Origin of the sequence: Enterobacter sp. 22499, assembly GCF_052044815.1 — a bacterium.
Taxonomy (GTDB): domain Bacteria; phylum Pseudomonadota; class Gammaproteobacteria; order Enterobacterales; family Enterobacteriaceae; genus Enterobacter; species Enterobacter bugandensis.
Genome location: NZ_JBQENR010000001.1, coordinates 822,699 through 847,296, shown reverse-complemented (window position 1 = coordinate 847,296; position 24,598 = coordinate 822,699). Strand labels below are relative to the sequence as shown.

Sequence of the window (24,598 nt, the reverse complement as noted above, 5' to 3'; positions counted from 1 at the left end):
TTGTTTAGCCTAACGGGCCGCCCTGAATGGTCTCGCACAGACCGTTGATAATGCGTTCCCCGGTCTCCTCTTTGAGTTCCTGATACCAGGCCTGCGTCAACGCCATATCTTTCCCGTGGGTGACGTCGCAGCGTTTACGCGCTTTCAGCACCAGGTCACGCACCCGGTCGCAGCGCAGGGCTTCGTACTGCCGCAGCGCCAGCGTAATGTTGTGGTTTTCACGCAGGCATTCGCCCAGCACCACGGCGTCCTCTATGGCCGCGCAACCGCCCTGGCCGATATCCGGCGTGGTGCTGTGCCCGGCATCGCCGAGCAGCGCGACGTTGCCGCGTACCAGGCTGTCGAACGGCTCGATGTCATGGATTTCAATGCGGTTGGTGGTATCGGGATCCAGCGCGGCGATAAGCTTCTGTACCGGCGGCGCCCAGCCGCGGAAGTAGCCCGTGAGATCGGCGCGCAGGGTGGTGCGATCCTCCGCCAGGCCCGCGGGCAGCGGCACGTCAAAAAAGAAGTAGAAACGACCGCCGGAGACGGGCATCAGCGACACGCGTTTACCCTCGCCAACGAAGGTGGTCCACTGGTGCGCCGGGGCAATCTCTTCATCAATCTTCACCAGCCCGTTCCAGTTCACGTATCCGGCGTAGCGGCGCTCCGGGGTATAGCCCAGCACGTACGGACGAACCGCCGAGTGGCTGCCGTCGGCGGCAATCAGAAAATCGCCTGTTGCCGTGGTGCCATCGGTAAAGGTCACGCTTACGCCCGCGTCGTCTTCGTGGACGTGTTCCACGCGCTTGCCAAACTGCACCTTGTCGCGCCCCCAGAAGTCCAGCATTTCGCGCTGGAGTTCAGCGCGCGAGACGGGGCAGGGGCGCCCGCCGGTACGCTCAACCAGCGGAGCGAGGCTGAAGCGGGTCAGGGTGTCGCCGCGCCGGTAATCCTTGTAGGCCATAAAACGCATTGGACCGCCGTAGGTTTCGATAATGTCGCCCATGCCGAGGTGCTGCATACACTTCACGCCGTTAGGCCAGATGGAGATGGCCGCCCCGACGGGCCGGATCTCTTTTACGGCTTCGAACACGGTACAGTCGATGCCCGCTTTCTTTAGCGCGACGGCAGCGCTCAGGCCGCCAATACCCGCGCCAATGACGATTGCTTTCATGCTTCTCTCCTTTTGCAGGGTGTAAAAACATTCAGCAATTTGCGTACCAGGCTGCAGAGTGGCGAAAACGGCGTTGTGGGGGGTGAGTTTGCACTGCTAAGGTGCGCAAACACGGTGAATATGCCTTTTTATGAATCAATAATTTCCTGTCCAGCCATACAGAATCGACTGTTTCACATCGGCGACAAGAGTGGCGTGGTTTGTGCAACAACCCGGAGGAGGACAATAAAGGAGACACTATGATCGCACTGCACGACTTCAATTATCTTCCTGAGAAAGAGGCTCTCGCGCTGCTCACCCCCTGCGTGGCGCTCCCCGGCTGGGCTGAGGCGCTGGTTTGTGGACGGCCTTACCCGAGCCGGAGTGAATTGACGATCGCGGCGCAGGCGCTGATGCAGCGCTGGGATGAGGCGTCGTTAGCGCAAGCCCTGAGCGCGCACCCGCGCATCGGGGAAAAGCCCGCGGGTGCAGAGGTGGAGGCGGCGCTGTCGCGTCAGGAGCAGGGCGCGGTGAATGACCGGGACGCGGCACTTGCGCAGGCGCTGCGCGAGGGTAACGCCCGCTACGAGGCACGCTTCGGCCGGGTGTTTCTGATCCGCGCGAAAGGCCGGAGCGGCGAGGACATTTTACAGATACTGAATGCACGGCTGGAGAACAGCGACGCGCAGGAAGTTCAGGCGGCGCTGGAACAGCTGCGGGAAATTACGCTGCTGCGCCTTGAAGGAGTTATCCACGAATGAGCACACTCAGCACCCATATTCTCGATATTTCGACGGGCAAGCCCGCCGCGGGCGTGACGGTTCACCTTGAACGGGAGGGCGAAATCATGGCGACGGACGTGACCAACGTAAATGGTCGCATCAACGAATTTGTCCCTTTCCTGCCCGCAGGCCGCTATCGGCTGGTGGCGGAGATCGGCGGGTGGTTTCGCGCAACCGGCCGGGAGACGATCTACCCCTGCGCGCAAATTGAGTTTGTGACGGGAGAAGCGGCAGACGAGCACTTCCATCTGCCGTTTGTGATTGCGCCAGGCGGGTGGTCAACCTACCGGGGCAGTTGACCACACCCGCTCGCCGTTGACCCAGGTCTCACTGATGTTGCGCTCGTCGCCCAGGGTCATCAGCACAAATAGCTGCTCGTAGATATCCTGACAGCGGCGATTGCGCAGGCGCTGCAGCGGCGTCACGTCAGGATCGATAACCACGAAATCCGCCTCTTTGCCGGGGGCGAAGTTGCCAATCTTATCGTCCAGCCTGAGGGCGTGCGCGCCGCCCAGCGTGGCGTGATAAAACGCCTCGCTGGCGCGCAGGCGGTAGCTCTGAAGCTGGCCGACCTTGTAGGCTTCTCCCAGGGTGCGCAGCATACTGAAGGTGGTGCCCGCGCCGACGTCGGTGCCGATGCCCATCCGCACCTTGTGCTGCCAGCAGGCGGGCAGGCGAAACAGCCCGCTGCCGAGAAACAGGTTCGAGGTGGGGCAAAACGCCACCGCCGAACCGGTGTCGTGCAGGCACTGCCACTCGCTGTGGTGCAGATAAATCGCGTGGGCAAACACGCTGCGCTCGCCGGTCAGGCCGTAGTGGTGATATACGTCCAGATAGCGCTCGTGCTCCGGCCAGAGAGCGTTCACCCAGGCCACTTCGTTTGGGTTTTCGCTGAGATGGGTCTGCAGCCAGGTATCCGGGAACTCTTCTCTGAGCAGGCTGACCGCGGCGAGCAGCTCGGGTGAGGACGTTGGGGCAAAGCGCGGCGTAATGGCATACCCCAGCCGACCCCGTTGATGCCAGCGCTGGATCAGCTCCCGCGTCTGCCGGTAGCTCTGCTTTGCATCTTCGCTCAGGTAGTCCGGCGCGTGCCGGTCCATCATCACCTTTCCGGCGATAAGGCGCATGTTGAGGCGCAGGGCTTCGGTAAACAGCGCTTCGACCGATTGCGGATGCAGCGTGCAAAACACCAGCGCGGTGGTGGTGCCGTTGCTCACCAGTTGGTTAATGAAAAATTCGGCGATCTCTTTCGCGTAGGCTTCATCGGCAAACTGGCTCTCCACCGGGAAGGTGTAGGTGGTTAGCCACTCCAGCAGCTGTTCGCCAAAGGCGCCGATCATCTCCGTTTGTGGATAATGAACGTGGGTGTCGACAAAACCGGGCAGCAGCAGCCTGCCGCGCAGGTCCGTGTAGCCTTTGTGGGGGTCGAGATACTGCTCGCCCTCCTGACACGGCATCTGCGCCAGAATTTTTCCGTTCTGGATAAACAGCAGCCCGTCCTCAAGGTAGCGGGCGTGTTGGGCAATCGCGTCTGCGCTGTCGCAGACCTGGGCGATATCGAAAAATGCACCGCGTATCGCAGTCTGGTATTCCATCGTGGGTCCTGCCTTAGTGTTTGCGTAGCGGGGTGAAAAAGCTCAGCAAGAACGGTGCCAGAATGAACGGGCCGCAGATAAACTGCGGCCGGTGGGAGGGGTTACTCTTTTTGCGTCGCCACGCGGGAGCTGAACGAGGCCGCGCCTGCCGTCTCGCGCTCTTCCCGCGCCAGCCAGCGGTAGGTCACGCCGCCGAGGAAGACGCCGATAAACCAGCTGAAGTTTGCCACTTCATGCAGGGCCGGGATAAAGCCAATCACCAGACCTACGGCAACGGATGGGATCAGCGCGCCAATGGCCTTCGGGTTAAAGCCGTTGCGGTACCAGTATTTGCCCTTTGGCGTGTCGTCGAACAGATCGTCTACCGACACCTTGCCGCGCTTAATCAGGTAGAAATCGGCAATCAGAATGCCGAACAGCGGGCCGATAAACGCTCCAAGCACGTCCAGGGTGTAATGGATGAGCTCCGGCGAGTTGAACAGGTTCCACGGGGTGAGCAGGATCGAGCCGACGGCGGCAATCATCCCCCCGGTGCGGAAGCTGATCTTCTGCGGCGAGCAGTTAGAGAAATCAAACGCCGGTGAGACAAAGTTCGCGACGATGTTGATCCCGATGGTGGCGGTGATCATCGTCAGCAGGCCAATTGCCACGGCCAGATCGTTACCTACGCGACTGACGGTTTCGATCGGGTCGGTGATCATGCGGCCAAACAGCGACTGGGTGCCGGAGACAATCACCACAGTGACGATGGAGAACAGCAGGAAGTTAAACGGCAGCCCCCAGCGGTTGCCGCGGCGGATCTCACCCATGCTTTTGCCGTAGCGGGAGAAGTCGCCAAAGTTGAGCAGCGGGCCGGAGAAGTAGGAGACCACCAGCGCGGTCGCGGTGATCATCTGCCAGGTCTGCTCGCCCGCGCTCAGGGATTTGCTGGCGAGGGTGAAAGAGATCCCGTCAAAACCGGTCTTGTATACAATCCAACCCGCAAGGGCCAGCATCACCACATAGACCGCCGGACCGGCGATATCAATAAAGCGCTTAATGGCGTTCATGCCGTGCCAGAAGACCATCGCCTGAAGAACCCACATGATGGCAAAGCAGATCCAGCCCAGCGGCGACAGGCCCAGGAAGGCACCGGTGGTAAGGCTCGCCAGAGAAGGCCAGAACTTCAGCACCACCAGCATCAGCGCGTTGGCAGCAAGCCAGGTCTGGATGCCGTACCACGCAAAGGCGATAAGCCCGCGGATCACCGCCGGAATATTGGCCCCGAAGACGCCAAACGCCTGACGGCTGATCACCGCATAGGGCACGCCCGCCATCTGGCTCGGTTTTGCTACCAGGTTGGCGCACAGCTGCACAATGCAGATCCCCACCAGCAGGCAGAGCAGTACCTGCCAGCTTGCCAGCCCGAGCGTAAAGAAGCTCGCGGCAACAACGTAACCCCCCATGCTGTGAACGTCGGACATCCAGAAAGAAAAGATGTTGTACCAGCTCCAGTTCTGGTCACGCGTCGGTGCCAGATCCTCATTGCAAAGACGTGGGCTGTAAACCGCACCGGAATCAGCGGCCGTACTCTGCTGTGCGTTTTGACTGTTTGGCATGAAACCTGCTCCTGTGAATGTAAACCCGTTGAGTGGGAGTGCAAACGGTGTTGCAGGATCCAGGCCAAAATAATAAATCTTGTATGCAATATTTTATTTTTATGTATACGATTCGATAACGGAAAGTAAAATTCGGAGTGGTGAATGAACAACATAAACGCCCTGCAGACCGCGCCAGACCTGCATGACAAAGACGAAACCATCTTCCAGGCGCTGATGACCGCGATTGTGGAACATCAGCTGCTGCCGGGGAGCAAATTGCCGGAAGAGGCGCTGGCCGAGGTGTTTGGCGTGAGCCGCACGGGCATCCGCAAGGTGCTTCAACGACTCGCCGCTGTGCAAATGGTCACCCTGACGCCCAAACGTGGTGCACACGTCGCCAGCCCGACGGTGGAAGAGGCGCGGCACATCTTCCGCACCCGCGCGCTGCTGGAGGTCGCTAACCTGCCGGATGTGCTGGCGCACTGTCAGCCGCCGCACCTTGCCGCGCTGGAGGCCATTATTCGTCAGGAGCAGCAGGCGCACGAGGCGTACGACGGCCCGGCGGCAATCCGACATTCCGCCAGTTTCCACATTCAGCTGCAGGCCATCTCCGGTAACCAGGTGCTGACGGAGATGGTGACAAGCCTGAGTCAGCGCTCCTCGCTGGTGATTGCTACCTGGGGCGCGCCGTGGCGTCAGGGCTGTCGCTGCAACGACCACGAACAGCTGGTGGATCTGCTGCGTCAGAAGGCGCTGCAGCCGCTAAGCGATGCCCTCATGCACCATTTTGAACACATCGTTGCCAGCCTTTGCTTCGAGCGGGCGGGCGAGTGCCTGCCTGATTTTGCCCGGCTGTTTGCCGGCCACAAGGAGTCGTAATGTCTGTCTGTATACAAGTGATCAACCCCAACACCAGCCTCGCGATGACGGAAACCATCGGCGCGGCGGCCCGCTCGGTGGCGGCACCGGGAACGGAGATCCTCGCGGTCTGTCCGGGCGCGGGCGTGCCGTCTATAGAAGGCCACTTTGATGAGGCCATCGCCGCCGTTGGTGTCCTGGAACAGATCAAAAAAGGCAGGGAGCAGGGCGTGGACGGTCACGTGATTGCCTGCTTTGGCGATCCGGGACTGCTGGCGGCGCGCGAGTTGGCGCAGGGGCCGGTTATCGGCATTGCCGAAGCTGCCATGCATATGGCGACGCTGGTCGCGACGCGCTTTTCGGTGGTCACCACGCTGCCGCGCACGCTGATTATTGCTCGCCATCTGTTGCACCAGTATGGCTTTCAGGACCACTGCGCAGCGCTGCACGCCATCGACCTTCCGGTGCTGGCGCTGGAGGACGGCAGCGGTCTGGCGCAGGAGAAGGTGCGCGCGCGCTGTATACAGGCGCTGAAAGAGGATGGCTGCGGCGCCATCGTGCTCGGCTGCGGCGGCATGGCGACGCTGGCGCAGGAGCTGACGCGCGAGCTGCGCGTGCCGGTGATCGACGGCGTCAGCGCGGCGGTGAAGATGGTGGAATCGCTGGTGGCGCTGGGGCTCTCGACCAGCAAGCATGGGGATCTGGCCTTCCCGGAGAACAAACCGTTAAGCGGGCATTTTCAGGCATTGAATCCATTTTAACTTTTGGGGGTGGTATGGGGCTTTTCGAACAGGATTATCCGCGGGATCTGCGCGGCTACGCGGGCAACCCGCCGCACGCGCGGTGGCCGAATGAGGCGCGCATCGCGGTGCAGTTTGTGCTCAATTATGAAGAAGGGGCGGAAAACCACGTTCTGCACGGCGATGCCGGGTCCGAGCAGTTCCTGTCGGACATCATCGGCGCGGCCAGCTACCCGGACAAACACATGTCGATGGACTCCCTTTACGAATACGGCAGTCGCGCCGGGTTCTGGCGGATCCACAATGAATTTCAAAAACGCGGCCTGCCGCTGACGGTCTTTGGCGTGGCAATGGCGCTGGCGCGTCACCCGGAGATTGTTGAGGCGATCAAAGCCGCGGATTACGACGTGGTCAGCCACGGCTGGCGCTGGATCCACTATCAGAACATGGACATCAGCCAGGAGCGCGAACATCTGCACAAGGCGGTGCAGGTTCTTACCGACCTGTTCGGCAAGCCGCCAACCGGCTGGTACACCGGGCGCGACAGCCCCAACACCCGCCAACTGGTGGTGGAGCACGGCGGCTTCGACTACGACAGCGACTACTACGGCGATGATTTGCCCTTCTGGACGGAAGTGGCCTGCGGCGACGGCACCCGTAAACCGCACCTGGTCGTGCCCTATACGCTGGATGCGAACGACATGCGCTTCGCGACCGCGCAGGGATTTAACACCGCCGAGCAGTTTTATACGTATCTGAAGGACAGTTTTGACGTGCTGTATGAAGAGGGGGAAAGCGCGCCGAAGATGATGTCTATCGGCATGCACTGCCGCCTGCTGGGGCGGCCGGGGCGCTTCCGCGCGCTGCAGCGGTTCCTGGATTACGTGCAGCAGCACGATCGGGTGTGGGTCTGTACCCGCCAGCAGATTGCCGACCACTGGCGGGAAGTGCATCCGTTTCAGAAGTAATTGTGCGATGTTTTGCCGGGTGGCGGTTGCGCCTTACCCGGTCTATACCATCAAACTCACCTGCGCCGCAACAATGCGCCACCCGTAGGCAAACCTTACCCACGTCTGCTGCTGGCGGCCAATCCGCTCCGTACCTTCACGGGTAAACTCGGTGCTGCACACGGCATAATCCTCCCCGAAGGTGGTAATCACGGTGTGGCGCAGCGTCCGCTGAAGCCCGGCAGACGGACGCGCCGCCCTAAAGGCGCGGATTTCATCGATCCCGTACAGGTTTTCACCCGCCCCCAGACGCACCGTGTTTTTGTCGTGCCAGAACAGCTCGTCCAGCACGGCAATGTTGTTATTCACCAGCGCGTCTTCATAGCGATAAAACGCGGCGGTCACCTCGGCAACCACCCACGGCAGGTTAATGTCATCGTGATTGATCATGCTGCAACCTCCGCCGGGCGGGTATCGGTGATGCCGCTCTCTTCCAGCACGCGCGCGACGCGCAGGCAGGCCTGCTCGTTAAACGGCGCGGCAATCAGCTGCAGGCCAATCGGCGCGCCATGTGCGGTGCGCAGCGGAACGGTGGTCACGGGCAGGCCCAAAAATGAAATCGGCTGGGTCAGCATCCCCATGCTGGCGCGGATGGGGAGCGGCTGACCGTTAATCTCCATGGTTTGCTCGCCGATCCGCGTGGCGCTGCGCGGCGTCGCGGGGGCGATCAGCACGTCGGCCTGGGCAAACAGCGCGTGAAACGCCTGCCGCGCCTGCGCGCGGAACCGCTGGGCCTGAATATACCAGGCGGAGGGGATCATCGCGCCTGCCAGCAGTCGCTCGCGGGAGTGCGGCTCAAAGCGCTCGGGCTCGCGGCGAAGCGCGGGCAGGTACTGATTTCCCCCTTCGGCGGCGCTGATGATAAACGCCGCGGAGCGCGCCAGCTCGGCGTCCGGAAACTGCAGTTCATCCTGCACGTCGAGCGCCTTCGCCACCCGCGCCACGGCGTCTCTGGCCTGTGCGTCGCACCAGGTGGTGAAGTAGCCGCCGAGCACCGCGCAGCGCAGGCCGTCAAGCCCGCGGTCTAGCAGGGGGCGCGTCTGCTCGCGTGAGCTCTCTGCCTGAAAACGGTCGCTGCTGTCCCGGCCCTGAAGCGCGTCGTACACGGACGCCAGGTCGCACACCCGGCGGGCAAAGGGGCCGATATGATCCAGGCTCGCGACAAACGGATGGCTGCCGGATCGTGACAGGCGGCCAAAGGTGGGCTTGAGGCCATAGATGCCGCACAGGGAGGCCGGAACGCGAATCGACCCGTTGGTGTCGGTGCCGAGCGAAAAGTGCACCAGCCCGGCGGCCACGGCGGCGGCTGAACCGCCAGAGGACCCGCCCGTAATGCGCGTCAGGTCGTGCGGGTTACGCGTCGCGCCGTAGTGGCTGTTCTCGGTGGTAAAGCCGTAGGCGTAGGCGTCCATATTCACCATGCCGGACAGCAGCCCGCCCGCGCTGCGCAGCTGGCGCACCGCGAAGCTGTCAGCGGCCGCAGCGGGACGCTGGCTGAACAGCTCGGCGCCGGCGAGGGTGGTGTGTCCGGCAACGTCGAACAGGTTTTTCACCGCGTAGGGCACGCCCGCCAGCGGCGGCAGGGGGCGCTTTTCGCGGCGCAGGGTGTCGATGTTCTCGGCCTCGGCGAGCATGCGAGCTTCCGTCACGGTGGTCCAGGCATTGATCTGCGGGTTAACGCGCCCAATCGCCTCCAGCGTCTGGCGGGCAATCTCATGGGCGCTCAGCTCGCCCGCGCTCAGCGCCTGTTGAATGTCGCTGATACTCATCTCGTGTAGCGTCATGCTTTATACACTCCTGCGATCTCCAGACGGTCGTCGAGCGGCAGCGCCATCAGCGGGGCGGCCATGCTGGCAATGCGGCTGAACTGCAACTGCAGCTCGGCGCGGCGGGCATCGTCCAGCGTCACGCCGAGCACGGACTCCATTTGCGCAAGATATGCCTGCCAGTCGGGTTGTTGTGTCGTCATTGTTTTCTCCTCAGTATCCGGCGGCCGCGCCGTTGCTGCGCGGGTCAAACGCCCCTTCAAACAGCCCGTTGGGGTGCCGGACAATCGCGCCCGCGTGGCCCATCGCTTCGCTAAAGTCCGGGAAGCGTTCGACCTCATGCCCCCGCGCCCGCAGTTCAGCGACCGTCTCAGCACTAAAGCGTCCTTCCAGCTTTAACGTGTCCGAGGTTTGCCCCCAGGTACGCCCCAGCAGCCAGCGCGGGCGGGTGATGCTCTCCTGCAGCGGGACGCCCTGAACCACGTAGCGGGTAAAGAGCGCGGCCTGGGTTTGCGGCTGTCCGTCACCGCCCATCGATCCGTAGACCATTACGCGCCCGTCCTTAAGACGCGCCGCCGCCGGGTTCAGGGTATGGAAAGGCTGTTTGCCCGGCGCGAGGGCCAGAAGATGAGCGGGGTCGAGGCTGAATGACGCCCCCCGGTTCTGCCAGACGAGGCCGGTATCGGGCAACACCACGCCGCTGCCGAACTCGTGATAAATACTCTGGATAAACGACACGGCAAGCCCGCTGTTATCCATCACCCCCATCCACACCGTATCGCCGGGCCCTTTTCCGGTTCCCCACGGCGCGGCGTGGCCGTCGTCAACCCTGTCGGCAAGCGCCTGCAGGGCTGAGGGATCCAGCAGTTTCTGAATCTCGGTTTTCAGCTCACGCGGGTCGGTAATGTGGGCATCGCGCAGGCCAAAGGCCAGCTTGGTGGCTTCAACGATGCGGTGAATGGTGTCCGCGTCGTCGGCCTCCGCCATATTCAGGCGGTCGGTGATGCCGAGTATCGCCAGCGAGACCAGCCCCTGCGTCGGCGGGGCGTGGTTAAAGATCTCCCCCTGCTGATGCTGCAGCTTCAGCGGCGCGGTGCGCCGGGCAACGTGCGCGTTAAGATCGGCCAGCGTCACGGGCATGCCCAGCGTCTCCATACCGTGCGCCAGCACGTTCGCCAGCGGGCCGCGATAAAAGCTGTCCAGACCGTCCTCTACGAGGCGCGTCAGGGTTGAGGCCATGGCGGGCTGATAAAAACGGCTCCCGACCTGCGGCGGCTTACCGTTCACCAGCCACGTTTCCGCGAAGCCGGGGATGGCCTTCAGTTCGTCGAATTTACTGGCCGTGGCATGGGCCTGTGAGGCCGTGACCGGGGTGCCGTTCTGCGCATAGTCAATGGCGTCGGCCAGCAGGCGGGCCAGCGGCAGCGACTTGCCGGTCATCTCGCGGGAGACCTTCAGCGCCTCGTCCCAGCCGCTCACCGTGCCAGCGACGGTCAGCGCCGCCTGCGGTCCGCGATGAGGAATGTGCGTGTGCCCGTCGTAGGCGGCAAGCGTCGCGCGCGATCCCGCCGCGCCGCTGGCGTCAATGGCGATGGGGTCGCCTTCTGGCGGCACGATAAGCCAGAAGCCATCGCCGCCCAGCCCGTTCATGTGGGGGTAAACCACGGCGATGGTGGCCGCCGCCGCGACCATCGCTTCAATCGCGCTGCCGCCTTCGCGCAGCACCGCCAGCGCGCTCTGGCTGGCAAGATGGTGGGGCGCAACGGCCATGCCGTGCGTGGAGACGTTGCTTTGCATGAGAAGTCCTCGTAACACTGAAAGTCACAAGGCGCTGCAAAAGCTGTTCCAGTTCTGAAAGAAAAGTTTCAGTAAACTGGCACGTATAATGAATACGTATAAAGAAAGGTATAATGTGATGAAACAAAAGTTACAGAGGCGCTATGGAACAACTGGATGAACGTCTGAAAGCACAATACCCGTCGCTGTCGCCGCAGGAGCAGCGGGTGGCAGACTTTATATTCGACCATTTTGACGACCTGATCAGCTACAACAGCGCCGAGCTGGCGCAGCTGAGCGGGGTGTCTAAAGCCACGGTCAGCCGCCTGTTTAAGCGTCTGGGCTATGAGAAATATAAGGATATGCGCGACGAGCTGCGCACCCTGCGCCAGAGCGGGATGCCGCTCACCGATAACCGCGACGCGGTGCAGGGCAACACGCTGCTGGCGCGCCACTACAAGCAGGAGATGGCGAACCTGACCCAGTGGGTCAATGCCCTTGACGCGCAGCAGTTTGCCGACGCCATGGCCTGCATGGTCAAGGCGCGGCGCATCGTCATTATCGGAATGCGTAACGCTTATCCGGCGGCGCTCCACCTGCGCCAGCAGCTACTGCAGGCGCGCGGTCAGGTGCTGGTCCTGCCGCAGCCGGGCCAGAGCCTGAGCGAGGAGCTGGTGGACTTAACGCCGGACGATCTGGTGGTGATGATGGCTTTCCGCCGCCGCCCGCGCATCATTCGTCCGCTGATGCAGCAGCTTCAGAGTAGCGGTATTCCGGTGCTGCTGATGTGCGAGCCGCAGGCCCACAGCCTGTTTCCGCTGGCGAGCTGGCAGCTCTGCGCCCCGCTGGACAGCGTCTCCGCCTATGACAGTTATTCCTCGGTCAACAGCCTGATCAACCTGCTGGCGAACGCCTTCCTGCATGACATTCTCGATAAAGGCCGTCCGCGCATTCACGAGATTGCCTCCCTCTACCAGCAGCTGGACGAACTCGAACAACGATAATGGGGCATCAGACTGGTGCTTTGCATTGAAATGGTGCAAATGAATGGGGCGAAAATAGAGAGTATTTTCGCCCCGTCCGCGTTTTATCAGGCTTTAAGAGAAAATTCCCCGCTTCGCCTTATCTGGCACATTAGTTGCAAAATCACATTCAAAGAATCTTTTGTTTCATGTTAACGTTACGGGGAAGCACCATGAAAAAACTATTTATTGCACTGGCCGGGGCCGCATGTCTCTTCACTCAGCTGCCAGCAAAGGCTGACCAGCTTCAGGATATCGAGAAGCGCGGCACCATTCGCATTGCCGTTCCGCAGGATTTCCCGCCGTTTGGCTCGGTGGGGACTGATCTGCAGCCGCAGGGCTACGACATCGATATGGCGCGCTATCTGGCGAAACAGATGAAGCTCAAGCTGCAGCTGGTGCCGGTGACCAGCGCCAACCGCGTGCCGTACCTGCAAACCGACAAGGTGGATCTGGTCATTTCCAGCCTCGGTAAAAACCCGGAACGCGAGAAGGTGATCGACTTCAGCCGCGCCTACGCGCCGTTCTTCCTCGGCGTGTTTGGCCCGAAAGGGGCCGAGCTGAAGGACGCCGCCGCGCTGAGCGGAAAAACCATCGGCGTGACGCGCGGGGCGGTGGAGGACATGGTGCTGACCGGCCTGGCACCGAAAGACGCCAACGTGAAACGCTACGAAGACAACAACACCACGCTCTCGGCCTACCTCTCCGGCCAGGTGCAGTACGTGGCGACCGGCAACCTCGTGGTGGCGGCCATTTCGCGCCAGAACGCGGATAAAGCCCCGGTGCCGAGCTTTATGCTGAAAGACTCACCGTGCTTTATCGGCCTTAAGAAGAACGAACCGGCCCTGAAGGCAAAAGTGGATGCGCTGATTGAGCAGGGCATCAAGGACGGCACGCTGAACGGCCTGTCCGAGCAATGGCTGAAGGCCCCGCTGCCGGCAAACCTTGGCGCCTGAGCCGATGACGGAGCAACTTGATTTTTCAGCCCTCTGGCCGCACTGGCCGGAGCTGCTGGCGGGGCTGTGGGTCACCATTCAGCTGACGGTAATGGCAACCGTCGGTGGGCTGGCAATCGGGATTTTCGGCGCGGCGATCCGCAGCGGACGCACCACCTGGTACAGCCGGATCTGGGGCGGCTACGTGGAGATCATCCGCAACACGCCGTTTGTGGTGCAGCTGTTTTTCATCGTCTTCGGCCTGCCGAATCTTGGCCTGAAGATGACGGCGGGGGAGGCGGCGCTGCTGGCAATGGTGGTGAACCTGGGCGCGTACAGCACCGAAATTATCCGCGCGGGCATTCAGGTCACGCCGAAAGGACAGTGGGAGGCCGGGCGCGTGCTGGGGCTAACCCGTCTGCAGACGTTTATTCGCGTGGTGCTGCCGCCCGCGCTGCAGCGCATTTATCCGGCGCTGGTGAGCCAGTGCATCATCGTGATGCTCGGCTCGTCGGTGGTGTCGCAGGTCTCGTATGAAGAGCTGACCTTCGCCGCTAACCTGATCCAGTCCAGAACGTTTTTGAGCTTTGAGGTCTATCTGGTGACAACCGGGATTTACTTAGCGCTGTCGATTACCCTGCGCCAGCTGATGATGGCGGCAGGACGCAAATGGCTGGGGGTGCAGGCATGATGACCACTTTTACCGACTGGGACATTATTCGCAACCTGCTGCTGGCCGGACGCTGGACGGTACTACTGTCGCTGGTGGCGTTTGTCGGCGGGGCGGTGGTAACGCTGCCGCTCCTGCTGCTGCGCCTGACGGGCGGACGCACGGTGAAGCGCATTATCCGCGGCTATATCGAGCTGTTTCAGGGCACGCCGCTGCTGATGCAGCTGTTCCTGGCCTTCTTCGGCGTGGCGCTGTTCGGCATCGACGTTTCGCCGTGGACCGCCGCCTCGCTGGCGTTAACCTTCTACACCAGCGCATTTCTGCTCGATATCTGGTACGGCAGCATTCGCGCCCTGCCGAAGGGGCAGTGGGAAGCCTCGCGCTGCCTGGGCCTGACCTTCGGCCAGACCCTGTTTCGCGTGGTCGCTCCGCAGGCGCTGCGCATCGGCATCGCCCCGACGGTGGGCTTTGCGGTGCAGGTGATCAAAGGTACCGCGCTGGCGTCGATTATCGGCTTCATCGAGCTGACCAAGGCCGGCACCATGCTGACCAACGTGACCTATCAGCCGTTTAAGGTCTTTGCGCTGGTGGCGCTGGGCTACTTTATTCTGTGTTATCCGCTGTCGCGCTACAGCCGCTATCTGGAGACCAAATTCAATGCCTCTCATCACCATTAATCAGGTGCAGAAGTACTACGGCGATAACCACGTGCTCAAGGGCGTCGATCTGGATATCGATATGGGCCAGGTGATCTCCATTATCGGGCGCAGCGGATCGGGCAAAAGCACGCTGCTGCGCTGCATCAACGGCCTGGAAGGGTATCAGGACGGAAGCATCAAGCTGGGCGGCATGACCATTACCGACCGGGATTCTCAGGCGCGCGAAATCAGCCGCTCGGTCGGGATGGTGTTCCAGAGCTTCAACCTGTTCCCGCACATGACGGCGCTGGAGAACGTGATGCTCGCCCCGCGTCGGGTGCTGAAGAAAAGCGCCGCCGAATGCCGCGAACTGGCCCAGCGCATGCTGGAGAAAGTGGGGCTTGGCGATCGTCTGGATTACTACCCGTCGAGCCTCTCCGGCGGCCAGCAGCAGCGCGTGGCGATTGCCCGCGCGCTGGCGATGTCGCCTAAAGTTTTACTCTGCGACGAGATCACCTCCGCGCTCGACCCGGAGCTGGTGGGCGAAGTGCTCAAGGTGCTGGAGCAGCTGGCGGCCGAGGGGATGACCCTGATTCTCGTGACCCATGAAATGAATTTTGCCCGCGAAGTGGGCGACCGCGTGGTGTTTATGCACCAGGGGAAAGTCTGGGAGCAGGGCGACAGCAAAACGCTGTTCGCCAACCCGCAGACCACGGAACTGAAGCAGTTCATCTCCTCCGTGCGCGGCCTCAACTGATAAGGACTGACAAATGGATATCGCACGCTTTCCGCAAATCAACCCGCCCCAGCGCCTGCTGATGGGGCCGGGGCCGATCAACGCCGACCCGCGCGTACTCCGCGCCATGTCGAGCCAGCTGATCGGCCAGTACGATCCGGCCATGACCCACTACATGAACGAGGTGATGGCGCTCTATCGCGGTGTGTTTCGCACCGAGAACCGCTGGACGATGCTGGTGGACGGCACCTCCCGGGCGGGGATTGAAGCCATTCTGGTCTCCGCCATCCGCCCCGGAGATAAAGTGCTGGTGCCGGTCTTTGGCCGCTTTGGACACCTGCTGTGCGAAATTGCCCGCCGCTGCCGCGCGGAGGTGCATACCATCGAGGTGCCGTGGGGCGAGGTGTTCACCCCGGACCAGGTCGAAGATGCGATTAAGCGTATTCGTCCGCACCTGCTGCTGACCGTGCAGGGCGACACCTCCACCACCATGCTGCAGCCGCTCGCGGAACTCGGCGCCATCTGCCGCCGCTACGACGTGCTGTTTTACACCGATGCCACCGCGTCGCTCGGCGGCAACGCGCTGGAGACCGACGCATGGGGGCTGGACGCCGTCTCGGCCGGGATGCAGAAGTGCCTCGGCGGCCCGTCGGGCACGTCGCCGATCACCCTGAGCGCGCGCATGGAGGAGGCGATCCGCCGCCGCAAATGCGTTGAGGAGGGCATTCGCACCGACGCCCACCGCGACGGCGACGAGGAGATGATCTACTCCAACTACTTCGATCTCGGCATGGTGATGGACTACTGGGGGCCGGAGCGCCTCAACCACCACACCGAAGCGACCACCGCGCTGTTTGGCGCCCGCGAGTGCGCGCGTCTGATCCTGCAGGAAGGGCTGGATAACGGCATCGCCCGCCACAGGCTGCACGGCGATGCGCTGCTGAAGGGCATTCAGGCGATGGGGCTGGAGACCTTTGGCGATCTGAAGCACAAGATGAACAACGTGCTGGGCGTGGTCATCCCGCAGGGCATCAACGGCGACCAGGTGCGTAAGCTGATGCTGGAGGATTTCGGGATTGAAATCGGCACCTCGTTTGGCCCGCTGCACGGCAAGGTGTGGCGCATTGGCACCATGGGCTACAACGCGCGTAAGGACTGCGTGATGACCACCCTGAGCGCGCTGGAGTCGGTGCTGAACTACCTGAAATTCACCACCACGCAGGGTGCGGCGATGCAGGCCGCGTGGGACCACTATCGCCGCGAGACGCCGCAATGAGCCCGGCGGCAGAACGGGTGATGGCCCGCTCCGACGCGCTGGCCGCCATCAGCGAAACCCCGGATGCGCTGACCCGGGTCTATCTCTCCACGCAGCATCTGCAGGCCAACCAGCTGGTGGGGCAGTGGATGAGCCAGGCGGGAATGACCGTCTGGCAGGACAGCGTGGGCAACATCTGCGGACGCTATGAGGGGGCGCAGGAAGGGGCGCAGGCGGTGCTGCTTGGATCGCATCTGGATACCGTGCGCAACGCGGGACGCTACGACGGCATGCTCGGGGTGCTCACGGCCATTGAAGTGGTGGACAGCCTGCATCAGCAGGGAATGCATCTGGCGCAGGCCATCGAGATTGTCGGCTTTTGCGATGAAGAGGGCACCCGCTTCGGCATTACGCTGTTAGGCAGCCGGGGGCTGACGGGCACCTGGCCGCAGGGCTGGCTGGAAAAAACTGACGCTAGCGGCATCAGCGTGGCGCAGGCGATGACACAGGCGGGGCTCGATCCTGCCCGCGTGTCGCATGCCGCAAGGCGTCAGGAAGATTTCAGCGCCTATCTCGAGCTGCATATTGAGCAGGGGCCGTGCCTTGAGCAGGAGGCGCTCGCGCTTGGCGTGGTGGAAGCCATTAACGGCGCCCGTCGCCTGAACTGTCGCTTCACCGGCGAGGCCGGACATGCGGGAACCGTGCCGATGCTCCACCGCAGAGACGCGCTGGCCGCCGCCGCCGAGTGGATGGTTATCATTGAAAACGCTACCCGACAGCAGGGCGGCAACCTGGTGGCGACGGTAGGGGAATTGCGCTGTCTGCCGGGAGCGGTCAACGTGATCCCCGGTGAGGTTCAGCTCTCGCTCGATATTCGCGGCCCGCAGGATGCACCGCTGGACAGGTTGCTCAACGACCTGCTGGAACATGCCCGGGCGATCGCATCGCGCCGCGGGCTGGCATTTAGCGCCGAGGAGTTTTACCGCATTGCCGCCACGCCGTGCGATCTGCACTTGCAGAACGTGCTGGGGGAGGCCGTAAAATCGGTACAGGGACGCTCGCTGTCGCTGCCCAGCGGCGCGGGCCACGATGCGATTGCCATCGCGGAACGCTGGCCGGTGGGCATGCTGTTCGTGCGCTGCAGGGGCGGAGTCAGCCACCACCCGGCGGAATCGGTGATGGCTGAGGATGTTGCGCTGGCGATTGAGGCGTTTTCGCGTGCGGTGATTCAGCTGGCGGATCGCGTTACTCCAGCCCCAGCGTATACTGCGCGATCTTAAAGTAGATAATCAGCCCGGTACCGTCGATAAGCGTCGCGATAAACGGCGCGGAGACGACCGCCGGGTCAATGCCGCAGCGCTTGAGCACCATCGGGATCACTGACGACACAATCGCGCTCCAGAGCGTAATGCATACCAGCGTCAGGCTGACGATAAGCGTGATTTCCAGCCCGATACCCATCATCCAGGCGCGGATGCACCCGGCAATACCGAGCGTCACGGCAATCATCAGCGAGGTGGTCATCTCTTTGCGCAGCACGCGGCCTACGTCGCGCAGATGCACTTCACCCAGCGCCATGGCGCGCACCAGCGTGGAGGTGATCTGCGTTCCGCTGTTGCCACCCGTGCCGATCAGCAGCGGAATAAAGAACGCCAGCGCGATGGCAGACTCCAGCGCCTCTTCGAAGTGCTGAATCACCGAGCTGGTGTAGGCTTCCGCGACAAACAGCAGCAGCAGCCAGACGGAGCGTTTCTTCCACAGGCTGAAGGCGCTGGTTTCCAGATAGGGCTTCTCCAGCGGCAGCGTCGCCCCCTGAAGCTGGGCGTCTTCGGTGACGTCATCTTCCAGCAGATGGGCGATTTCGCGCTCGGTCAGACAGCCGACGAGCTTGCCGTGGGTCACCACCGGCACGACGTCCGCGTCGCCGTGGGCCAGAAGTCCGGCGACATCGGCTCGTTCATCTTCCGGTTTGACCTGCAAAAACTGCGAAATCATCAGGCTTTTAATTGGCTGCACGGTATCCGTGACCTGCAATAATTTGCGTACCGCAATCATGCCCGCCAGGCGTCCATGGTCTTCAATAAAAATATGCGACGGAATATCATCGTCTTTTAATTTTTCGAAGAATTGCTCGCGCGCCAGCGCCACGCATAATGAAACGTCGAGGACAATAAAATCGGTATTCATATATTGCGCGACCGCGCGGTCATTGAATGCCAGGTTGTGGTTGTGAATAGCGTAAGACATAGTGAATTCCCTTTGAATAATAAAATCTCTCAGGGGCGAGCAAGACAGGGCATGTCGGAAAGGAGATCCCCACGTCCTGGGTTCAGCACTGTACACCGTATCCCGCAAGGGAAGTTATACTGACAAAGCCTTGATTCGACAGTGCCTGTTTTACCCTGTGCCGGTTCTCTCGAACCCACCAGAGCGATAACGTGTATTTGTACAGGAGCCTCGCCATAACGAGATCGTTGTAAAGCGTGAGGAATAATACGCTTGTTTAAATTTATCGCTCAGGAAATTAAATAATGTTTAAGGAAGGTTTAGGTAAATCTTATTAATAAAATGTTGAGGGTTTATTTAAGGTTATTCCTTTTAAATGGAGGATTAATTAACGGGGGAAGGAAAATGGCGTGGTTTGATAATCTGCTGAATCATTTTGCGCTTTATCCGGCACATCTGTTCGCGCTGTTATTCGTAATGGCGCTGAGCAAGTCCACGGTGCTGATCTCCTCCGTGCTGCCGCCCGCCTCGGTGATGCTGCTGGCGGGCATCGGCGTCAGCCAGGGGAGCATGCCCCCGGCGCTGGCGTGGCTCGCCGTGGTGCTGGGGGCAACGGCGGGTTCGGTGCTGAACTACCATATCGGCCAGTTGATGGGGCACACCCGGCTTGTCGCGCGCTTTACGGCGAAGCATGCCGCTATGTTTTTACGGGTTCAGCATCAGCTGCAAAAAAACGGTGTCATCGTACTGTTTACGTCGCGCTTTCTGGCGGTGTTGCGTTATGTCGTGCCGCTGGCGGCAGGGATGCTCAGGCTGAACGCCGTCAAAGTTTACGCCGTCAGCCTGCTTTCCGCCTGTGCATGGGCGGCGCTGTATGTCGGCGCGGTCACCGGCATCAGCGCCTTTTGAGTTACAGACTCCCCATTCCGCCGTCCACCAGCAGCTCCGTTCCTACCGTGTAGCTCGACTCGTCGGACGCCAGATAGAGCGCGGCTTTTGCCAGCTCCGTCGTCGAGCCCATTCTGCCGAGCGGCACCAGCTTGATGATCTCCGCCATCATCGCGTTAAGCGTCTCTTCGCTTAAGCCCGTCTTCGTAAATGCCGGCGTTTCCACCGGACCGGGGCTCAACCCGTTGACGCGGATCCCGCGCGGCAGCAGCTCCGCCGACAGCGTACGCGCCAGCGACAGGAGGGCGGCCTTGCTCGCGGCATACACGCTGCTGGTGGGCAGGCCGATGCGTGCGCTCACGGAGCCGCAGAGGATCACCGACGACGGGTTATTCAGCAGCGGCAGCAGCGCCTGAATTAAAAAGAACGGTCCCTTCAGGTTGATGCCCATCAGGCGGTCCCACGCATCCTCCTGCCAGGCTTCCAGCGGCGCGTGCGTCACGTCGCCAGCGTTGAGAAACACCGCGTCCAGGCGTGGCCAGCGAGCGGCGAGAGTTTCCGCCAGCGCTTTTTGCGACGCGATATCGCCTGCGTCGGTTGGGATCACCCAGGCCTTATCGCCCAGAATGCGCTCTGCTTCGGCGAGGGTGTCCGGGTTGCGTCCGGTCACGGCGACGCGCGCCCCTTCGGCGATAAACGCCTGCGCGGTGGCAAGACCAATGCCGCTGGTGCCGCCGGTAATCAGCGTATATTTATCGGTTAAACGACCCATGTTCTTCTCCTGAAATGTCACTGGAGAAAGCACTATAGAAACGTTAGTATCGAAAGGAAACCAGGTACCAAATGGATACTAACGAGGCAAGAGGTGTGCTATGGCAGAAATGCTGGAGGTGTGCTGCGAAAAAAAATCTGAGGCGTATACCTGCCCGATGACGCAGTTTGTCAACCTGATATCCGGTAAGTGGGCGATCCCCATTCTCTATCGCCTGATTGTGTTCAACACGCCCGTACGCTTTGGCGATCTGCTGCGTGCCGCTGCCCCCATCACGCAGAAAGAGCTGACGAAGCAGCTCCGCCTGTTTGAGCAGCGCGGGCTGGTGACGCGGACGGTCTACCCGGAGATCCCCCCGCGCGTGGAGTATCAAATTACCGAGCTGGGGTTAACCCTGCAGGATGCGCTCTCGCCGCTGGCCGCCTGGATGAGCGAGTACGGCGACCAGCTTGAGCGTTAGGCTACTGTTTCACGTAGCGCGGTGCCGGAACCCCGGTGCGCGCGCTGTTAAACAGCTCAAGGCGCGCCGCTTCGTAGCGATCCCACAGGGCGGCGTCATGCATCGGCGGAATAGTGATCTGTTCGCCCTGATCCAGACCCGCCAGTGACGCATCGACCATATCGTCGGTGGTCATCACCGACCCTTCCGGCAGATCGTTCACCGTAACCCCTGAATGGCTCCAGATCTCCGTCGCCGTCGCGGCGGGCAGCACGGCCTGAATGCGCACGCTGCTATCGGCAAATTCTTCCTGCAGTCCGCGGGTAAAGCTCAGTACCCAGGCTTTGGTGGCGCTGTACAACGCGCTACCCGCACGGACATGGAGCGATAACACCGAGGCGATATTGATCAGCGTCCCGCGATTGTTCTGCGCCAGGCGGGGCAGGATAGCGTAGGTCAGACGCATCAGCGCCGTGGTGTTGAGGGTATTGATGGCCTGATGCTGCGCCACATCGCCCGCGAGGAACGGGGCCATCTGCGCGGTGCCCGCGTTGTTTACCAGCGTATCGATGGCGGTATTGTGGCGCAGTTCATTTTCCACGGCGCGGATCCCGGCTTCATCGCTGAGATCGGCCACCAGAATAGCGACGGCCACGCCATAGCGCGCGCGCAGGTCGGCGGCGAGGGTTTTCAGGCGATCCTCGCGGCGGGCGACCAGGACCAGGTTAGCGCCGCGCGCGGCCAGGCGATCGGCATAGACGGCCCCGATCCCGGAAGAGGCGCCGGTAATTAAGGCGGTGGTGATTTGCGTAGTCATCATGTGTTACCTCAAAGCAAAGTGGGTTATTTGGTTTCAATATGAAACTGAATTAACTCTCTGCTATTTGGTTTTATAATGCAACCATTTTGGGGGCATTTTGTGCTTTTGCCGTTGGGAACGATCAGGAGGGGAGTTTAGCCACGATCTCTTCAGGCGTCAGCTCGCGCCCATCGTCGGCGATAAGCGCCAGTTTACGCAGGGGTTTGCGCTGTTCGCTATCGACGAGAACAGTGCCGCATTCGTTTTCCGCGAACAAAAATTCATTGCCCCACTGGGAGAGAGCAACCAGCACCGTCTGGAGCGCGCGTCCCTTGTCGGTCAGAACGTATTCCTGCCAGGCGCTACCGTCGGAGGCGGGCTGAAGCCGGAGGATGCCTTCATCGACCAGCAGCTTCAGCCGAGAGGTGAGCATGTTTTTCGCGATACCGAGGCTTTTCTGAAACTCGCCGAAGCGTTTAATCCCGCGCAGCGCGTCGCGAACGATCAGCAGCGACCACCAGTCGCCAATGATATCCAGCGAACGGGCGACGGGGCAGGTGCTCTCTTCAAGGCGGGTGCGTTTCACGGTCAGGTCTCCGGTGGTGTATGGTTTTATTATAAAACTAATTAGCGCCCACCGTAAGCACGTTAATCATCAGTTTGAGAAATGCTTCCCGAAAAAACTGTCACGAATCTGTCACACTCACTGGAACATTAAAAAAACGTGAGGAACGAGGGATGAGAAAAGCACTACTCGCAGTGGCCGTGGCAGGAACCCTTTCAATGACCTTTGGCGCACAGGCGCAGGAGACGCCGAAAGGCTATCAGCTGGAGCAGGTGTTAATCATGAGCCGTCACAACCTGCGCGCGCCGCTCGCCAACAACGGCAGCGTGCTGGAGCAGTCCACGCCGAAGCAGTGGCCGGAGTGGGACGTGCCGGGCGGTCAGCTCACCACCAAAGGCGGTGTGCTGGAAGTCTATATGGGCCATTACATGCGCGAGTGGCTGGCAGAGCAGGGGATGGTGAAGACGGGAGAGTGTCCGCCAGCGGATAGCGTTTATGCCTACGCCAACAGCCTGCAGCGTACTGTCGCCACTGCGCAGTTCTTTATCACCGGCGCGTTCCCGGGCTGCGACGTACCCGTGCATCATCAGGAAAAAATGGGCACCATGGATCCGACCTTTAATCCGGTGATTACCGACAACTCGCCGGAATTCCGCGAAAAAGCGCTGAAGGCGATGGAGACCGAGCGGCAGAAAATGCAGCTTGGCGAAAGCTATAAGCTGCTGGAGCAGATGACAAATTACGCCGATTCCCCGTCCTGCAAAGAGAAAAAAGTCTGCTCCCTGGCAGACGCGAAAGATACCTTTAGCGCCGACTATGAAAAAGAGCCTGGCGTATCCGGGCCGCTGAAGGTGGGTAATTCGCTGGTGGACGCGTTCACGCTGCAGTATTACGAAGGTTTCCCGGCCGACCAGGTGGCCTGGGGTGAAATCAAGACCGACCAGCAGTGGCGCGTGCTGTCGAAGCTGAAGAACGGCTATCAGGACTCGCTGTTTACCTCCACCGAGGTGGCGCAAAACGTGGCGAAGCCGCTGGTGAAATATATTGATAAAACGCTGGTCACCGAACAGGCGAAAGCACCTAAGATTACTCTGCTGGTAGGGCACGATTCGAACATCGCTTCACTGCTCACCGCGCTGGATTTCAAGTCGTATCAGCTGCATGACCAGCAGGAACGGACCCCGATCGGCGGCAAGATTGTCTTCCAGCGTTGGCACGACAAAAACAGCAATCAGGAGCTGATGAAAATTGAGTATGTCTACCAGAGCGCGGAGCAGCTGCGCAACGCCAGCGTGCTGTCATTGCAGTCGCCCGCGCAGCGCGTGACGCTGGAGCTGAAGGGCTGTCCGGTGGACGCGAACGGCTTCTGTCCGGTTGATAAATTCAATGCGGTGATGAATAACGCGGCGAAGTAAAAGAGAACCCCCCGCTGCGGCGGGGGGAAACGCTTAGACGTTTTTACGTTCGATGGTTTGCTCGCCCCAGAAGAGCGAGTCTTTGTCCGTTTTTTCGAAGGCGCGAATCAGCACTTCATCGTTGCCTTCTTCCCAAATCTGCTCGGCCAGCTTTTCGTCGTAGTTCGCGACTTCAAAGATGGCTTCGGCAATCTCCGGAGAGGTGTTGCGTAAACTTGCCCATTCGCCCACGTGGTGAGCTTTGGATTCCTGTGTTGGCATACTTTTCCTCCTGTTGGGTTAGCCGTTCAGTTTTTTAGCGAGACCCGCGACGTATTCACCCTGATAACGGGCGATAGAGAGTTCTTCATTGCTTGGCTGACGTGAGCCATCCCCACCGGCAATGGTGGTTGCGCCGTACGGCGTCCCGCCGCGCACCTGAGAAACGTCAAACAGCTCCTGCGCGCCGTAGCCAATTGGCACAATCACCATCCCATGATGAGCAAGGGTAGTCCAGGTTGAGGTAATCGTCTGCTCCTGGCCGCCGCCGGTGCCGGTAGAGCTGAATACGCTGGCGAGTTTGCCGTACAGCGCCCCGGATGCCCAGAGCCCGCCGGTTTGATCGAGGAAGGTACGCATCTGGCCTGACATATTGCCGAAGCGGGTCGGGGTGCCGAAGATAATGGCATCATACTCCGCCAGCTCCTGCGGGGTGGCGACCGGGGCATTTTGTGTTTTTCCCCCGGCTTTGGCGAACGCTTCCGCCTGCATGGTTTCCGGTACGCGTTTTACCACAACCTCAACGCCGTCCACTCTGTTTGCACCTTCTGCTACCGCGTGAGCCATGGTTTCAATGTGTCCATACATGGAATAATAGAGCACCAGAACTTTTGCCATTTTGCATCACTCCTCGTTGGTTTTTCTGACAGCGGATCGCTGCGTTCATTTAAAGATATGACATCACGGCCAGACTGCAAAAATGAACGGCATTTCTTTGATTTATAACAACATGGTTAC

The 24,598-nt window shown here is 60.9% G+C and carries 27 protein-coding genes, 1 pseudogene and 1 riboswitch; of the genes and pseudogenes, 15 read left to right on the top strand and 13 right to left on the bottom strand.

The window, feature by feature from the left end:
• Positions 1-4 precede the first annotated feature (4 nt).
• Positions 5-1,159, bottom strand: a complete 1,155-nt coding sequence (hpxO, locus tag ACTJI7_RS04240) for an FAD-dependent urate hydroxylase HpxO (RefSeq protein ID WP_236307364.1) — start codon at positions 1,157-1,159, stop codon at positions 5-7.
• A 239-nt stretch (positions 1,160-1,398) separates the two neighbouring features.
• On the opposite strand from hpxO, the gene uraD reads away from it, so the two are divergent.
• Together uraD and uraH are read left to right on the top strand one after the other, a co-directional pair.
• Positions 1,399-1,899 carry a 2-oxo-4-hydroxy-4-carboxy-5-ureidoimidazoline decarboxylase gene (gene uraD, locus ACTJI7_RS04235; protein ID WP_236299846.1) on the top strand — a complete coding sequence of 167 codons (501 nt, stop codon included), beginning with the start codon at positions 1,399-1,401 and terminating at the stop codon, positions 1,897-1,899.
• Entirely contained in the window at positions 1,896-2,219 is a 324-nt protein-coding gene (uraH, locus tag ACTJI7_RS04230) for a hydroxyisourate hydrolase (RefSeq protein WP_236299845.1), read from the top strand. The genes uraD and uraH overlap by 4 nt, the downstream gene beginning before the upstream one ends.
• On the opposite strand, the gene guaD is transcribed toward uraH, so the two are convergent.
• Positions 2,199-3,515, bottom strand: coding sequence for a guanine deaminase (guaD, locus tag ACTJI7_RS04225; RefSeq protein WP_440669746.1), 1,317 nt, complete (start codon positions 3,513-3,515; stop codon positions 2,199-2,201). The genes uraH and guaD overlap by 21 nt on opposite strands.
• Before the next feature lie 101 nt (positions 3,516-3,616).
• A complete protein-coding gene (locus ACTJI7_RS04220) occupies positions 3,617-5,113 on the bottom strand; it encodes an NCS1 family nucleobase:cation symporter-1 (RefSeq protein ID WP_047368247.1) in 1,497 nt (498 codons plus the stop codon).
• Positions 5,114-5,257: 144 nt separating this feature from the next.
• On the opposite strand from ACTJI7_RS04220, the gene ACTJI7_RS04215 reads away from it, so the two are divergent.
• The 3 genes and pseudogenes from ACTJI7_RS04215 (at position 5,258) to puuE (ending at position 7,661) form a co-directional block, all read left to right on the top strand.
• Positions 5,258-5,974, top strand: a complete 717-nt coding sequence (locus tag ACTJI7_RS04215) for a GntR family transcriptional regulator (RefSeq protein WP_045630054.1) — start codon at positions 5,258-5,260, stop codon at positions 5,972-5,974.
• Positions 5,974-6,808: pseudogene (gene hpxA, locus ACTJI7_RS04210) on the top strand (allantoin racemase). Before ACTJI7_RS04215 ends, hpxA begins: the two are co-directional and overlap by 1 nt.
• Positions 6,762-7,661, top strand: coding sequence for an allantoinase PuuE (gene puuE, locus ACTJI7_RS04205; protein ID WP_410173285.1), 900 nt, complete (start codon positions 6,762-6,764; stop codon positions 7,659-7,661). The pseudogene hpxA and the gene puuE overlap by 47 nt, the downstream one beginning before the upstream one ends.
• A gap of 42 nt (positions 7,662-7,703) precedes the next feature.
• On the opposite strand, the gene hpxZ is transcribed toward puuE, so the two are convergent.
• Genes hpxZ through hpxW form a run of 4 tightly spaced genes read right to left on the bottom strand, consistent with a single transcriptional unit; the run spans position 7,704 to position 11,263 of the window.
• Positions 7,704-8,090 carry an oxalurate catabolism protein HpxZ gene (hpxZ, locus tag ACTJI7_RS04200; RefSeq protein ID WP_248199297.1) on the bottom strand — a complete coding sequence of 129 codons (387 nt, stop codon included), beginning with the start codon at positions 8,088-8,090 and terminating at the stop codon, positions 7,704-7,706.
• Positions 8,087-9,484 (bottom strand): AtzE family amidohydrolase, encoded by a 1,398-nt coding sequence (locus ACTJI7_RS04195; RefSeq protein ID WP_440669743.1) that lies wholly within the window; start codon positions 9,482-9,484, stop codon positions 8,087-8,089. The genes hpxZ and ACTJI7_RS04195 overlap by 4 nt, the downstream gene beginning before the upstream one ends.
• Positions 9,481-9,669 (bottom strand): oxalurate catabolism protein HpxX, encoded by a 189-nt coding sequence (gene hpxX / locus ACTJI7_RS04190; RefSeq protein WP_028012637.1) that lies wholly within the window; start codon positions 9,667-9,669, stop codon positions 9,481-9,483. Before hpxX ends, ACTJI7_RS04195 begins: the two co-directional genes overlap by 4 nt.
• Positions 9,670-9,679: 10 nt before the next feature.
• On the bottom strand, positions 9,680-11,263 hold the full coding sequence (gene hpxW / locus ACTJI7_RS04185) for an oxamate amidohydrolase (RefSeq protein WP_063154509.1): 1,584 nt from the start codon (positions 11,261-11,263) through the stop codon (positions 9,680-9,682).
• A 143-nt stretch (positions 11,264-11,406) separates the two neighbouring features.
• Here hpxW and hpxU point away from each other — a divergent pair, with 143 nt between their 5' ends.
• From hpxU to hpxK, 7 genes are all read left to right on the top strand, one after another.
• The gene (gene hpxU / locus ACTJI7_RS04180; protein WP_045261682.1) at positions 11,407-12,246 is read left to right on the top strand and encodes a MurR/RpiR family transcriptional regulator HpxU; all 840 of its coding nucleotides are present in this window, start codon (positions 11,407-11,409) and stop codon (positions 12,244-12,246) included.
• Between the two features lie 191 nt (positions 12,247-12,437).
• The gene (locus tag ACTJI7_RS04175) at positions 12,438-13,220 is read left to right on the top strand and encodes a transporter substrate-binding domain-containing protein (RefSeq protein ID WP_045261681.1); all 783 of its coding nucleotides are present in this window, start codon (positions 12,438-12,440) and stop codon (positions 13,218-13,220) included.
• Between the two features lie 4 nt (positions 13,221-13,224).
• Positions 13,225-13,890: an amino acid ABC transporter permease gene (locus ACTJI7_RS04170; RefSeq protein ID WP_041912033.1), complete on the top strand. Its 666-nt coding sequence runs from the start codon at positions 13,225-13,227 to the stop codon at positions 13,888-13,890.
• Complete coding sequence (locus ACTJI7_RS04165; RefSeq protein WP_014883296.1) at positions 13,890-14,546, top strand: amino acid ABC transporter permease; 657 nt, start codon at positions 13,890-13,892, stop codon at positions 14,544-14,546. Before ACTJI7_RS04170 ends, ACTJI7_RS04165 begins: the two co-directional genes overlap by 1 nt.
• Positions 14,527-15,264, top strand: coding sequence for an amino acid ABC transporter ATP-binding protein (locus ACTJI7_RS04160; protein ID WP_008499843.1), 738 nt, complete (start codon positions 14,527-14,529; stop codon positions 15,262-15,264). The genes ACTJI7_RS04165 and ACTJI7_RS04160 overlap by 20 nt, the downstream gene beginning before the upstream one ends.
• Before the next feature lie 13 nt (positions 15,265-15,277).
• Positions 15,278-16,519, top strand: coding sequence for a pyridoxal-phosphate-dependent aminotransferase family protein (locus ACTJI7_RS04155; protein WP_048959633.1), 1,242 nt, complete (start codon positions 15,278-15,280; stop codon positions 16,517-16,519).
• Complete coding sequence (gene hpxK, locus ACTJI7_RS04150; RefSeq protein WP_192979187.1) at positions 16,516-17,778, top strand: allantoate amidohydrolase; 1,263 nt, start codon at positions 16,516-16,518, stop codon at positions 17,776-17,778. Before ACTJI7_RS04155 ends, hpxK begins: the two co-directional genes overlap by 4 nt.
• On the opposite strand, the gene ACTJI7_RS04145 is transcribed toward hpxK, so the two are convergent.
• Positions 17,744-18,745: a magnesium transporter gene (locus ACTJI7_RS04145; RefSeq protein ID WP_045261677.1), complete on the bottom strand. Its 1,002-nt coding sequence runs from the start codon at positions 18,743-18,745 to the stop codon at positions 17,744-17,746. The genes hpxK and ACTJI7_RS04145 overlap by 35 nt on opposite strands.
• Before the next feature lie 60 nt (positions 18,746-18,805).
• Positions 18,806-18,975: riboswitch (M-box (ykoK) riboswitch) on the bottom strand.
• Positions 18,976-19,129: 154 nt separating this feature from the next.
• Between ACTJI7_RS04145 and ACTJI7_RS04140 the strand changes: the two genes are divergently transcribed.
• Positions 19,130-19,633, top strand: coding sequence for a DedA family protein (locus tag ACTJI7_RS04140; protein ID WP_063154504.1), 504 nt, complete (start codon positions 19,130-19,132; stop codon positions 19,631-19,633).
• A gap of 1 nt (position 19,634) precedes the next feature.
• Here the strand turns inward: ACTJI7_RS04140 and ACTJI7_RS04135 are convergent, their stop codons facing one another.
• A complete protein-coding gene (locus tag ACTJI7_RS04135; protein ID WP_028012645.1) occupies positions 19,635-20,384 on the bottom strand; it encodes an SDR family oxidoreductase in 750 nt (249 codons plus the stop codon).
• Between the two features lie 100 nt (positions 20,385-20,484).
• Here ACTJI7_RS04135 and ACTJI7_RS04130 point away from each other — a divergent pair, with 100 nt between their 5' ends.
• Positions 20,485-20,844, top strand: a complete 360-nt coding sequence (locus ACTJI7_RS04130) for a winged helix-turn-helix transcriptional regulator (RefSeq protein WP_023335206.1) — start codon at positions 20,485-20,487, stop codon at positions 20,842-20,844.
• A gap of 1 nt (position 20,845) precedes the next feature.
• Here the strand turns inward: ACTJI7_RS04130 and ACTJI7_RS04125 are convergent, their stop codons facing one another.
• Both ACTJI7_RS04125 and ACTJI7_RS04120 read right to left on the bottom strand, forming a co-directional pair.
• Complete coding sequence (locus tag ACTJI7_RS04125; RefSeq protein ID WP_028012646.1) at positions 20,846-21,640, bottom strand: SDR family NAD(P)-dependent oxidoreductase; 795 nt, start codon at positions 21,638-21,640, stop codon at positions 20,846-20,848.
• 124 nt (positions 21,641-21,764) lie between these two features.
• Positions 21,765-22,208 (bottom strand): winged helix-turn-helix transcriptional regulator, encoded by a 444-nt coding sequence (locus ACTJI7_RS04120; protein WP_028012647.1) that lies wholly within the window; start codon positions 22,206-22,208, stop codon positions 21,765-21,767.
• Between the two features lie 152 nt (positions 22,209-22,360).
• Here ACTJI7_RS04120 and agp point away from each other — a divergent pair, with 152 nt between their 5' ends.
• Positions 22,361-23,602 (top strand): bifunctional glucose-1-phosphatase/inositol phosphatase, encoded by a 1,242-nt coding sequence (gene agp, locus ACTJI7_RS04115; RefSeq protein ID WP_063154502.1) that lies wholly within the window; start codon positions 22,361-22,363, stop codon positions 23,600-23,602.
• A 33-nt stretch (positions 23,603-23,635) separates the two neighbouring features.
• On the opposite strand, the gene ACTJI7_RS04110 is transcribed toward agp, so the two are convergent.
• Together ACTJI7_RS04110 and wrbA are read right to left on the bottom strand one after the other, a co-directional pair.
• The gene (locus ACTJI7_RS04110) at positions 23,636-23,863 is read right to left on the bottom strand and encodes a YccJ family protein (protein ID WP_028012649.1); all 228 of its coding nucleotides are present in this window, start codon (positions 23,861-23,863) and stop codon (positions 23,636-23,638) included.
• A gap of 18 nt (positions 23,864-23,881) precedes the next feature.
• A complete protein-coding gene (gene wrbA, locus ACTJI7_RS04105; protein ID WP_041910554.1) occupies positions 23,882-24,478 on the bottom strand; it encodes an NAD(P)H:quinone oxidoreductase in 597 nt (198 codons plus the stop codon).
• Positions 24,479-24,598 lie beyond the last annotated feature (120 nt).